Annotated in this window: 9 protein-coding genes; all 9 read right to left on the bottom strand. The window is 76.2% G+C overall.

Annotated features, from left to right (window positions below):
- Positions 1-36: 36 nt before the first annotated feature.
- From ACQP6G_RS13375 to ACQP6G_RS13415, 9 genes are read right to left on the bottom strand one after another with little or no spacing between them, the layout of a single operon-like run.
- On the bottom strand, positions 37-297 hold the full coding sequence (locus ACQP6G_RS13375) for a hypothetical protein (protein WP_429764871.1): 261 nt from the start codon (positions 295-297) through the stop codon (positions 37-39).
- Positions 294-1,004, bottom strand: coding sequence for an FHA domain-containing protein (locus tag ACQP6G_RS13380; protein ID WP_429764873.1), 711 nt, complete (start codon positions 1,002-1,004; stop codon positions 294-296). Before ACQP6G_RS13380 ends, ACQP6G_RS13375 begins: the two co-directional genes overlap by 4 nt.
- Positions 1,001-2,632: a serine/threonine-protein kinase gene (locus ACQP6G_RS13385; protein WP_429764875.1), complete on the bottom strand. Its 1,632-nt coding sequence runs from the start codon at positions 2,630-2,632 to the stop codon at positions 1,001-1,003. The genes ACQP6G_RS13380 and ACQP6G_RS13385 overlap by 4 nt, the downstream gene beginning before the upstream one ends.
- The gene (locus tag ACQP6G_RS13390) at positions 2,633-4,339 is read right to left on the bottom strand and encodes a hypothetical protein (RefSeq protein ID WP_429764877.1); all 1,707 of its coding nucleotides are present in this window, start codon (positions 4,337-4,339) and stop codon (positions 2,633-2,635) included.
- Positions 4,336-5,172, bottom strand: coding sequence for a PP2C family protein-serine/threonine phosphatase (locus ACQP6G_RS13395; RefSeq protein WP_429764879.1), 837 nt, complete (start codon positions 5,170-5,172; stop codon positions 4,336-4,338). The genes ACQP6G_RS13390 and ACQP6G_RS13395 overlap by 4 nt, the downstream gene beginning before the upstream one ends.
- On the bottom strand, positions 5,169-6,668 hold the full coding sequence (locus ACQP6G_RS13400) for an RDD family protein (protein ID WP_429764881.1): 1,500 nt from the start codon (positions 6,666-6,668) through the stop codon (positions 5,169-5,171). The genes ACQP6G_RS13395 and ACQP6G_RS13400 overlap by 4 nt, the downstream gene beginning before the upstream one ends.
- On the bottom strand, positions 6,665-9,238 hold the full coding sequence (locus tag ACQP6G_RS13405) for a transglutaminase domain-containing protein (RefSeq protein ID WP_429764883.1): 2,574 nt from the start codon (positions 9,236-9,238) through the stop codon (positions 6,665-6,667). Before ACQP6G_RS13405 ends, ACQP6G_RS13400 begins: the two co-directional genes overlap by 4 nt.
- The gene (locus ACQP6G_RS13410) at positions 9,231-10,592 is read right to left on the bottom strand and encodes a DUF58 domain-containing protein (RefSeq protein ID WP_429764885.1); all 1,362 of its coding nucleotides are present in this window, start codon (positions 10,590-10,592) and stop codon (positions 9,231-9,233) included. The genes ACQP6G_RS13405 and ACQP6G_RS13410 overlap by 8 nt, the downstream gene beginning before the upstream one ends.
- Before the next feature lie 53 nt (positions 10,593-10,645).
- Entirely contained in the window at positions 10,646-11,620 is a 975-nt protein-coding gene (locus tag ACQP6G_RS13415; RefSeq protein WP_429764887.1) for an AAA family ATPase, read from the bottom strand.
- Positions 11,621-11,664 lie beyond the last annotated feature (44 nt).

Genomic DNA, 11,664 nt, shown 5'->3' on the forward strand with positions numbered 1-11,664 from the left:
GTGGGCGCGGCCGGCCGGGCCGTGCCACGGGGTCTGCTACGGGCGGCGCCAGCGCGAGATCGCGCCCGCGACGGCGGTGACGGCCGCGCCGGCCAGCGCGCTCAGACCGATGATGCGCCAGTTGGCGGCGTCGGTGAGCTCGCGGCCGATCGCCCGCCAGTAGTCGAGGGGGTCGCCGGTGCCGACGCCGTCGCGGAGCACGCCGGCGGCCATGAGGATCACGAACGCGATCGCCGCGGCGGCGACGGCGACCACGACGACCATCTGCCAGAGCTCAGGACGGTTGCGGCGGCTCATTCCCCGTCCTTCCCGTCGACGTCGGTCAGGTCGAGCAGCGGCAGGTCGTCGGCGGTGACGAGCCGCGACGCGACGGCGTACTCCACCAGCCGCGCGCGCCGGTTCGTGGCGAGCCCGCCGGAGCCGCCGCGCAGCCCCTTCACGCCCACCCGGTCGAGCTTCTCGCACACGTTGTCGAGCTTGCGGTTGAAGCGCGTCGTCGTCCAGCCGAGGCGCGCCGCCGCCTCCGCGGACGACGGGATCTCGGACAGCCCCGTGCCGTCGCGGCGCAGCATCGGCTCGCACAGGGCGACCACGAGCTGTCGCTGGCTCACCGTGAACGGGATCATCCCGATCGTGGTGGCCCCGCCCTCGGGCTCCTCGGAGTGGATCTCCGCGTACGGCGACGGGCTGAGGCGGGCGAGCAGCTCGTACGTGGTCGGGCCCGCGGTGAAGACGATCGACGTCGACGGGAAGACGATCGGCAGCGACGTGCCCGGCGAGAGCCACGACTGCACGCCGCCGGCCGCGTCGCACACGGTCGCGGACAGCCGCGCGCCGGCGTTGACCAGCCACCACAGCCCCGAGACGTGCGTGAGCTGCAGGAACCGCCGGTGCAGGTAAGGGTTGTCGTCGAGGGCGAGGTCGCCCTCCCGCCCGATCTCGAAGACCCCCTCCGGGTCGGGTCGGAACCACTCCCCCGCGAACTCCACCGCCAGGTCGCTCATCCCACGCACACTCCCTGCGGCTCGATGGAGAACGCCCCCTGGCGCACGATGACGACCTCGACGCAGGTCTCCCCGGAGTCCGCCTTGTCAACCGTGACGGTGGTCTCCCTCACCTGCTGGTAGTGGGCCTCCTCCAGCGCCTTCGGCTCGCGCCAGCCGTACGTGTCCCCGTCGACCGGGTCGGGGTTGGTCCACGTGAAGACGACCTTGCCTCCCGAGACCTTGCCCTCCAGCTCGGTCACCGCGGGCACGAGCCCGCCCAGGTTGTCCGCCGGAGGCGCGGGGTCGTCGCCCGCCCCCGTCGCGACGGCCGTCGGGTCGTCGCCCGGGTCCTGCGCCCCGTCGGGCCAGAGCACCACGGCGAGCGTGACCACGAGGGCGGCGACCACGGCCACCAGCCCGACGACGAGGCCCGTCGTGGCCCGTCCACGACGCGGGGCCTCGGGCGCCTCCCCGGGGGCGGGCGCCGCGACCGGAGAGGCGGGTGACGTCGCCGGCGCGGCAGGGGCCATCGACCGGTGCACGGTGTCGCCGAGGTCGTCGGCCAGCACGCCCTGCGCCGTGCCCGTCGTCGGCGCCGGGACCGAGGCGGCCCACGACGGGCGGGAGGCCGCGGCCGGGGCCGCCGTCGCGAGCCCGCCGGCGGCCTGCGCCGGCCCGCGCGGGTCCACCGAGACGACCTCGCGCAGACGGGTGCCCACCTCGTCCTCGTCGGTCGGCTCGGGTGCGCCGCCGTCGTCGTCGCGCACCTGGCCGCGGTCGTCCAGGAGGTCGATCGGCGTGACGGCGAACGACAGGTCCGTCTGCACGGCCTGCAGCGCCCGGGCGAACGCCAGGGCCGTCGGGTACCGCGCCTCCGGGTTCTTCGCCATCGCCGTGCCGAGCACGCGCTCGAGCGCCGCCGGCACGTCGTTGCGGCCCGTGGGCTGCAGCGGCGCGGACTCGATCCGCGCCACCAGGTCGGCGCTGGAGTTCGGCCCGCCCGGCACCTCGAACGGCGTGCGCGACGCGAGGAGGGAGTACGTCGTGGCCGCGAGGCCCCAGACGTCGGTCGCGACGGACGTGCGCGGCGGCTCGGCGAACGACTCGGGGGGCGACCACGGGATCGACATGCCCTCGGCGAGCCCGGCGTCGTCCAGCGTGGACGAGATGCCGAAGTCCGTCAGCGCCGGGTGCCCGTACTCGGTGACGAGGATGTTGGCGGGCTTGATGTCACGGTGCAGGATGCCCGCGCGGTGCGACGTCTCGACCGCGCCCGCGACCTGGACGGCGATCCGCAGCACGTCCGGCACGCTCAGCCGCTCGCTGCGGTACCGGGCACCCAGGTTGGGCCGCGAGCAGAACTCCATCGCGAGGTACGGGCGCCCGTCCGCGGCCACGTCGGCCTCGTACATCGTCACGATGGACGGGTGCGTGGACAGCGTGGCCATGAGGTCGGCCTCGGCCTCGAACGCCTCGCGCTGGCCCTCGTTCGTCCACTCGTGCAGCAGGACCTTCACGGCCACCCGGCGACGTGGCCGGCGCTGCTGGTAGAGGAAGACGTCGGAGAAGCCGCCCGAGCCGATGATCGAGACGTACTCGAACCCCTCGATCTCCGGCGGCGGTGACGGCGGACGCTTGCGGCTCACTCAGAGGATCCCTTCGAAGGTCAGCGTCACGCCGTCACCCAGGTCGACGACGTCGCGCGAGACGACCAGGACGGGCTCGCCCGGGTGCAGGCGCAGCGGCGGCTGCCCCGACCGGAGGAGGGTGGTGCCGTTGGTCGTGCTCATGTCGCTGACGAGCACGTGCCAGCCCTCCAGCCGCACCTCCACGTGGGAGCGGGAGATGTCCTGCTGCGGGCTCGGGACGGTCACCAGCCGGGGCAGGTCGTCGCCCGTGGCGCGCGGCGACCGGGGGCGGCGGCCGACGACGACGGGGCGGTCCAGCGTGACGCGGGGCCCGCCGGAGACGCCCATGACGCCGAGAGCGGGGCGCGGCACCTGCCGCGCGTCCCCCACGAGCGACTGCCCGCAGGTGGCGCAGTCGTCCCGCTGGGGCGGGTTGGGGTGCCCGGCCGTGCACAGGCGCGCCAGGATCATCGGCCGGCCGGGCTGCGGGCCGGGGGCGAACGAGGGGCCGGGCGGCGCGGCCGCGGGGTCCGGCGCCGGGGCGGCGGCCGGCGCGCCCGCGGCGGCCCGGAGGTCGGCGATGGCCGACGAGAGCACCGTGCTCCCGTCGATCTCCTCGACGTCCTGGACGGGCGCGCCGGCGGGCACCAGGTCGACCGGCGCGGGGGCCGGCGGCGCGGCGTCGGCCGGCGGGTGCGGCGCCGCGGTGCCGGGTCCCTTCGCGTCGTCGTGCTCCTCCGGGGCCACGGTCGCGCCGTCCGGAAGCCCGTCGTCCGCACCCTCGGTGGCGTCAGCCGCGGCGTCGTGCGAAGTACCCGGCGCGGGCTCGGCGGGGTCGGCGCCCGCCTGCCCGGGCCCCTCCTCGTCGTCCTCCTCGCTCGGCGGCCGCACGGCCGCGGCCTCGACCGCGCGGTGCACCGTCGAGCCCCAGAGGTGGTCGTAGCCGGACGTCTCCTCGACCGGCGTGCCCGGCCCGGCCGGGGTCTCGGCCACGTCCGCGCCCGAGACCTGGTCCAGGTCGCCGTCGGCCACGGGTCGCGGCACGTCGTCGGAGGTGACGGCGAGGCCCGGCGCGACGGTCGACTCCGGGGCGATCGTCGCCTCGGAGGCGAACGCCGTGTCGACGGACGGCACCGGGGCGCGGGGCACGACCGGCGCCGGCGCGCTCGGCGCGGCGGCCGCCGGCACCTCGTCCACCTCCGGCGGCCCCGTGTCCTCCCACGGCTCGCGGACCGGGTCCTGGCGGCGGACGGGAGCCGCCGCGAGCGCGTCCTCGGTGAGCCGCAGGCCCACGGACCGCACGAGGACCACACCCGCGTCCAACGGCAGGGCGCGCGCGTCGACGAGATCGTCCGGCTCGGTCACGCCGACCTGCACGGAGAGGTCCACCACGTCGTCGAACGTGCGCTCCGCCCAGGTGGTGACCCCCTCGCCGGACACGTGGTCACGACCGTCGACCCGCGCCACCGTCACCGACGTCGCACCGCGGCTCGCGACCTGCACCCGTCGGCCGTCCGCCACCGCGATCGCGAACGGCGGCAAGGAGGCCAGGCTCGCCCCGAAGGACCCGGTGAGCACCTCGAGCACCGGCACCACGCCGGCGCGCTCGCCCAGCGTCGTCCACAGCTCGTCGACGAGCTCCGGCGTCACCTTCTCCGGCAGCACGACGACGGCACCGCCGCGCACCACGGCGTAGGCCGGACCGATCACGTAGCGCACGGTCACGTCAGCGCCCCCTTCCACGGCGACCGCCGGGGCACCGTGTCCTCGTCGTCGTCGTGGTCGGGCCGCCCGTCCCGGGGCGCCGTGCGCTCCAGGGCGTCCGTCAGCCCCGTCGCGTCCACCACGATCACGGTGATGTTATCCCGGCCCCCCGCGGCGAGGGCCTCGCCGACCAGCCGCTCCGCGGCCGTCTGCGGGTCGGGCTCGACCATCAGCAGCTCGGCCACCCGGCGGTCGGGCAGCTCGGCCGTCAGGCCGTCGGAGCACACCAGCATCCGGTCGCCCGCGTGGACGGGGAGGAACCAGAAGTCGGGCTCCGGGTCGTCCGGTGCCCCCAGCGCACGCGTCACGACGTGCCGCCGCGGGTGCGTGAGCGCCTGCTCAGCGGTGATCCGCCCGGCGTCGACGAGCTCCTGGACCTCGGAGTGGTCCACGCTCACCTGCTCCAGCGCACCGTCCGCAACCCGGTACGTCCGGGAGTCGCCCACGTTCACCACCAGCCAGTAGGGCTCGCCGCCCTGGTCGGTGAGCGCCACGCCGGACAGCGTCGTGCCCGCGCCGCGGCCGGGTGCCGTCTCGATGGCCCGCACGGCGTCGTGGGCGGCGCGCACGCGGCACCGGACCTCGTCGACCCCGACGACGTCCGACCGCCCGAGCGGTGCCAGCGCCTCGACCGCGGCCGCGCTGGCGACCTCGCCGGCCTCGTGCCCGCCCATCCCGTCGGCGACGAAGAACACGGACCCGCGCGCGAGGAAGGAGTCCTCGTTGAGCCTGCGGCGCGCGCCCTGGTGCGTGGCGGCGCCCCAGAGCAGGCCGAGACTGACCGGTGTCGTCATGCGCCGGCGTCCTGCCCCACGACGGTGAGGCGACGCGCACCGGCCTGCACGACCCACCCGGCGACGACCGTCACCGGCCGCCCGGCGACGAGCTCCTGCACCTGGCCGCCCGGCGCGATGACGGCGCTGCCGTTGGTGCTCCCGAGGTCCGTGACCCGCAGGCCGTCCTGGGTGGGCACGAGCTCGAGGTGCGTCTTCGAGACGGACCGCGTCGGGTCCTCGACGCTCAGCAGGGTGGCGGGCGCACCGCCGTCCTGCTGCGGCTGACGACCGACGAGCGTCCGCGCCGCGACGTGGACCCGGCGCTCCGGGTCGACCTCGACCACGATCCGCGGCGGCATGCTCCCGTCGCCCGCGCTGCGCCGCGAGGACACGCTGAACCGGGTGGCCTCGAGGTCGTCGAGGTCGTCCTGCGGCGCCGGTGCCGGGGCGGGTACCGGCGCCACGACGGGGACCGGCGGAGCGGCCGGGGCCTCGGGGGTCGCCGCGGGCACCGCGCGCTGCTGCTGCGTCGGCGCCGGCTCGGGCGCCGCGGCCTGTGCCGCCGCGGAGGCGCGGTGCACGGTGTGCGCGTCGACACCGGCTGCCTGCGGAGCCTCTGGCTCCCCCGCGGGAGCCGCGGTGCCCGGGACTCCCGTGATGAGGCCGCCCGCGGCGCGCTGTGCGGCCGGGAAGGCCCACGGGTCCTCGGTCGGCGGGCTGCCCTGCGCGGCGCCCTGCGCCGTGCCCGGGGCGATGTCCCCGGGAGCCGACGGCGAAGCGGGCGCGAAGCTGCGCGGCGACACACCGCGCACGTCCCGCACCACGCTCCGGGCGGCCTTGTCCTGCCAGCCCTGGCGGCGCCCGGACGAGTCGAACGTGGGCGACACGAGCACCAGCACCGTGCCCACCAGCGGCAGGACGCCGCACCCCGCGAGCACGAGCCACCGCAGCACCCCGCGACCGGCCCCGACGGGACCGCCGCCGTCGAGCGCGACCGTGCGGATCCCGAGGGCGGAGTTCCCGACCGTACGGCCGGTGCGCCCCTCCCACAGGGCCAGGCCGAACCAGCCGAGCAGGCTCACCGCGCCGCCCACGAGGGAGACCGCGACGTACGCGCCGAGGGCGTCGCGCGCCGCGGCCTCCGACCCCATCGGGGTGGTGGCCGCGACGGCGTCCGCGACCCGCGCGGGCAGGCGCACGGCGAGCGCGGTGACCGTGGAGGCCGCACCCACGAGCAGGGAGAGGGCGAGGAGGTCGAGGACGTACGCACCCGCCCGGCGGCCGACGCCGGCCAGCGGCGGCTCGCCCACGGGGCGCGGTGCCGCGGCCGCGCGGGCCACGTCGTCGGGGGCGCGACGGGTCCGCTCGCGCAGCTCCGGCTCCGTGGTCACCTCCAGGCTGCCGGTCGCCGGGCCGGGCGTCCGGTAGCCCGTCGCCACGGTCGGCGTGCCGCACACGGAGCAGAACGCACCGCGCTGCTCGGGCGCGCCGCACGCGGTGCACGTCGTCGTCATCGATCCTCCTGCCGCCGGCCGCGCCGGGTGCCGTCCTTGCGGCGCCGGGCGCGCGCCATCCTGTCATGCAGCGGGCGCACGGCCGCCCGCCCGAGCCGACCCGCCGCCGCGGGGACCGCCGCGAACCACCGGCGCACGACCTCGCCCACGGGCGGCGCGTCCGCGCCGCGCACCGAGCGCAACGACAGGCGCGCGGCCAGCCGGCGCCGCCACGGCAGGCCGGCGCGCATCGTGCCGACGACGTCGTCCACCTCGGACCAGAACCGCGCCACGTCGTCGTCGGTGGGCGCGCCCGCGCCGAACACGGTCGCGTCCGCCCGGTGGGCGAGCTGCACCGTGCTCGTCGCCGCCGACGGGACCTGGTCGGCCACGATCCGGGCGCCCTCGCGGCGTGTCGCGGCACGCGGCACGCCCGCGCCGAGGTCGGTGGCGGCGTCGACGACCTCGCGCCAGCCGCCGCTCACCCGGTCGGCGAGCACCGGTGCCGACCGGCGCTTCCCGCGACGACGGCGCTTGAACCCGAGGATCAGCAGCAGCGGCAGGGCCAGGATCGCGAGCGGCACGGCCACCGCGACGGCGATCATCGCGACCTGGCGCCAGTCGATCGCCGTCTGGTCGTCGTCCTGGTCCTCCTCCTCGACGTCGCCCGCCTCCGCCTGCGGCGGCTCCTCCGGGGACTCCGGGGTCTCGAGGACCGGCGGCTTCGGCACCTGCTTGGAGCGCGGCAGGGGCTCCACCTTGTTGTCCTCGTCGGGGACGACGTCGAACGGCACCCAGCCGTAGCCCTCGAACGGGACCTCGACCCAGGCGTGCACGTCGCCGCCCGTCACGGTGTACGGCTCGCCGGCCTCCACCGCGTCCTTCTCGGGGTAGAAGCCCATCACGACCCGCGCCGGGACGCCGGCCTGCTGCGCCATGAGGGCGAGCGCGACCGCGAACTGCTCGTCGTCGCCCACCATCTCGTCCTGTGCCAGCAGCGTGTCGATGCGCGCCGCGGAGTGGCCGGGGCGGGACGGCGGCTGGTTCTCGAGGCCGCTCGAGTAGACGCCGGTCGCCACGAGCGTGTCGCGGATGTTGACGAACTTCTCGAACGGCTCGGTGGCGTCGGCGGCGAACTGCGCGGACTTCCCCGGAACCTCGTCGGCCACGTCCTCCGGCCTCGGGAGGTCCACGTCCTGGATCGGCACGGTGGCCAGGTCGTCCTCGGAGGGCGTCGGCGAGACGATCGCGTCGATCTCGTAGGAGTCGCCGGGCCGCAGGCCGCTGGTCGACAGGGCCGTGCCGGACGTCGAGTTGTAGTAGGTCGTGGACGCCAGCTCGTCGGCGCGCTCCCCCCCGAACGTGATGCCGCCCAGCTCCCCCACGTCGGGCAGCCACACGCCGGAGTAGCCCGTGACGGACACCTGCACGGGCGTCCGGGTGCCGGCCGCGACCGTGTCGACGACCTCGCCCGCGCGGTTGAAGACGCCCGTGGCGCCCCCGCTGGAGGCGTCGTACACCGTGCCGGCGTACGTGTCGAGCGTCGCGAGGCGCACGCGGCCGCCCTCCGGCAGGCCGGTCACGGTGAACAGCTCCGCGTCCTTGAGGTCCTTCGTGTAGTGCCGGAAGCCGACCAGCGGGCTGGTGTACTGGTGCAGGTCGAGCGGCGGGGTGATCAGCTCGCGCAGCGCGAGGCGCTCCCCGTGCGCCATCGGCGGTGCCGCCACCACCGCGGCGAGGCCGCCGATCGCGAGCAGCACGGCGCCACCGCGCAGGCGCTGCGCCCGGAGCCGCCGGGTCGCGGACCGGCTCGCCTCGGACAGCAGGCGGTTGGCGCCCATCCGGCTCTCCGCCGCGCGCCACGAGCCCCACAGCAGGCCGACCACCGCGACCACGAGACCCTGCGCCAGCGGGTACGCGGGCAGGATGGTGCCGAGCAGCGCGACGCCCGCGAGGGCCACCACGACCGGCAGCAGCGCCCACGCCGCGAGGCGTCCGCGCCACGCGATGGTGCCTGCCAGCACCCCGGTGAGGAGCAGCAGCAGGTACGGGACCACCGCCAGCTCCGGGAACGACGCGAGCGGCGGCACGGTGGTGACGAAGCCCTTCCACCCGTGCACGGCGCCGAGCGCGAGCTCCTGCAGCGTCGCCAGGGAAGGCACGACGCCGCCGATCGCCGTCGCCGGCAGTGCGAGGGCGCCGCCGAGGAGGAAGTACGCCAGCACGGTGGTCGCCGCGGTCAGCAGCACGGACCAGCGCAGCCAGGCACCCAGCCACGCGACCAGCAGGCCGACGACCGCGCCGCCCAGCGCGGGCACGAGGTACCCGGTCGTGCCCCAGGCGGGGCCGAAGCCGACGGCCACGACGCCCAGCAGGGCGAGCAGCACGGCGCCGTCGACGGCGCCGGCGACGGTGAGCGCCCGCGGGCGGTCGCCGTCGCGACCCCGTGCGCGCGTGGTCCCGGCGCGCACCGAGGTGCGCGACGTCCCGCCGGTGCGGCCGGTGCTCCCGGTGTGCCCCGTGCCGCCGGTGTGGCCCGCCTCGGCGTGCGACGTGCGGTCGTCCGGCGCGGGGCCGTTGCCCTCAGTCATTCATCCTCCGCAGCGCGTTCGGCAGGTCCGCCAGCTCGCCGATCGTGAGCAGCTGCATGTCGGCCACCCGGCCTCGGCTCACCGAGGCCCCCGGCACGCACTGCATGGCGACCAGGCGTGCGTCGACGGGGAGGCGCACGGCGGCGGCGCGCAGGTCGTTGGGCGTGACTCGGCTGCCCACGACGACGGCCACGACCGACGCGTCCGTGACCGTGGCCGACGCGACGCGCGCCACCTCCGCGAGGCTGGTCCGCGCCGGCGCGAGCTCCAGCCGGGTCAGGTCGTCCAGCAGGCGGGTGCGGTGGTCGCCGCGCACGCGGCCCTGCTGCACCAGGACGGCGAGGCCGCCGTCCTCCCGGATCGCCTGGAGGCCGAGGGAGCCGCAGACGGACACGGCGAGCTCGAACTCCTCCGGGTCCGCGTAGTCCTCCTCGCGGGTCGAGAGGATGACCGCGAGGCGGGACCGGCGGGTCTCCTCGAACTGCCGCACCATGAGCTGGCCCGTGCGGGCCGTGGACTTCCAGTGGATGTGCCGGCGGTCGTCGCCGGGCACGTAGTCGCGCAGCGCGTGGAACGACACGTCGGAGTCGGAGATGTCGGGGGTGACCCGGCCCTCCAGGTCGTGCAGCAGGCCCGTGGACGAGCCGGAGAGTGGCAGCGTGCGCGGGTGCACGAACAGCTCCTCGGGCTCGGTCCACGTGAGCTCGCGGCGCAGCAGCCCGAGCGGGTCGGCGCGCACGGAGCGCACCGGGCCCAGCGGGATCACCGCCCGCCGGTGGGTCGGGACGGCGAAGATCTCCTCGTGCTCGGCGTCCGGGCGCAGGCGCGGCACCGGGAACGACGCGATCCCCTTCCCGACCTGGAGCTCCATGACGGCCGGCAGCATCGAGCGGGACGAGCCGTTGCGCACCAGCAGGCGGCCGACGGCACGGTCGCCCACGACGACGCGGCGCGACGCGACGTCGAGCGTCACGTCGTAGCGCAGGCGGCCGAGGACGAACACGACCGCGCCCAGCAGCGCCACGGTGACGGTGACCGCGACGACGGCCCACTCCTCCCAGCTCAGGGCCAGACCGGCCCACCACGCCGCGGCGGTGAGCGCGAGGACGGTCCACCCGAAGGGCGACACCACGCCCAGCACGGGCGTGGCGCGCGCCCAGGCGCGCCGCCCGGCGTCGGCGACGGCCGCGCCCCAGCGGGCGAGCACGCCCCCGAGGCCGCGAGCCCCGGCGGCGATGCCCCGCGCGGCACGGCGGTGCGGCCGGACGGCGGGGGCGGGCGTCGGCTGGTCGGCAGGCGCCTCGGCGTCCGCGGCTGCGGCGGCCTCGGTCTCCCGCTCGGTGGTGGTGGTCATGAGCTCTCCGGTGAGGTTCGCGTGGTCGGGGCCCCGGTCAGGCGGTCCGGCGGTCAGGCGGTCCGGCGCTCCTGCGGGGCCGCGACGTCGCTCAGCAGCCGCGAGATCGTGCCCTCGGCGGTCGCGCCGCCGAACTCGGCCTCCGCGTCCAGGACGAGGCGGTGCGCCCACACCGGCACGACGAGGTCCTTCACGTCGTCCGGCAGCACGTAGTTGCGACCGTGGGCCGCGGCCCACACCTTCATGCAGCGCACCAGCGCGAGCGCGCCGCGCACGGAGACGCCGACGTGCACGTCGGCCGCCGCGCGGGACTCCTCCGCCAGCCGCGACACGTACTCCAGGACGGCCGGGTCGACGTGCGTGGCGGCCGCGAGGGACGACATCTCCACGACGGCCTGCCCGGTGATGACCGGCTGCAGCGCGGCGCTGCGGTCGCGCACCGCCGCCCCGGCGAGGATCTCCACCGTCGACGCGAGGTCGGGGTAGCCGATCGACGTCTTCATGAGGAAGCGGTCGAGCTGCGCCTCGGGGAGGCGGTAGGTGCCGGCCTGCTCGATCGGGTTCTGCGTCGCGACGACCATGAACGGGATGCCCACCCGGTGGGAGACGCCGTCCACGGTGACCCGGCCCTCCTCCATGACCTCGAGGAGCGCGGACTGCGTCTTGGGCGACGCACGGTTGATCTCGTCCGCGAGCACGATGTTCGCGAAGATCGGCCCCTCGTGGAACTCGAACGTGCCCAACTTCTGGTCGTAGATCGTCACGCCAGTGACGTCCGACGGCAGCAGGTCGGGCGTGAACTGGATGCGCTGGTTGGTGCCCTGGACGCTGGCCGCCATGGCCCGGGCCATCATCGTCTTGCCCGTGCCCGGGGCGTCCTCCAGCAGCAGGTGGCCCTCCGCGAGCATGCACGTCAGCGCCAGCCGGATCTGGTCGTCCTTGCCGAGCACCGCCTGCGCCACGTTGCCGACGATGCGGTCGAACGTCTGGGCGAACCAGCTCGCCTGCTCGGGGGTCATGGTGCTCATCGGTGGGTTCTCCAGATCGTGGTGCTCGGTCGGTCGTGGTGGTC

Source organism: Isoptericola nanjingensis, from assembly GCF_050311635.1.
GTDB classification, from domain to species: Bacteria; Actinomycetota; Actinomycetes; order Actinomycetales; family Cellulomonadaceae; genus Isoptericola; species Isoptericola nanjingensis.

What these genes read in the sequence shown, in the direction of transcription:
- ACQP6G_RS13375 (WP_429764871.1), bottom strand. Translation starts at nt 297, where the DNA reads ATGAGCCGCCGCAACCGTCCTGAGCTCTGGCAGATGGTCGTCGTGGTC.
- ACQP6G_RS13380 (WP_429764873.1), bottom strand. Translation starts at nt 1,004, where the DNA reads ATGAGCGACCTGGCGGTGGAGTTCGCGGGGGAGTGGTTCCGACCCGAC.
- ACQP6G_RS13395 (WP_429764879.1), bottom strand. Translation starts at nt 5,172, where the DNA reads ATGACGACACCGGTCAGTCTCGGCCTGCTCTGGGGCGCCGCCACGCAC.
- ACQP6G_RS13400 (WP_429764881.1), bottom strand. Translation starts at nt 6,668, where the DNA reads ATGACGACGACGTGCACCGCGTGCGGCGCGCCCGAGCAGCGCGGTGCG.
- ACQP6G_RS13405 (WP_429764883.1), bottom strand. Translation starts at nt 9,238, where the DNA reads ATGACTGAGGGCAACGGCCCCGCGCCGGACGACCGCACGTCGCACGCC.
- ACQP6G_RS13410 (WP_429764885.1), bottom strand. Translation starts at nt 10,592, where the DNA reads ATGACCACCACCACCGAGCGGGAGACCGAGGCCGCCGCAGCCGCGGAC.
- ACQP6G_RS13415 (WP_429764887.1), bottom strand. Translation starts at nt 11,620, where the DNA reads ATGAGCACCATGACCCCCGAGCAGGCGAGCTGGTTCGCCCAGACGTTC.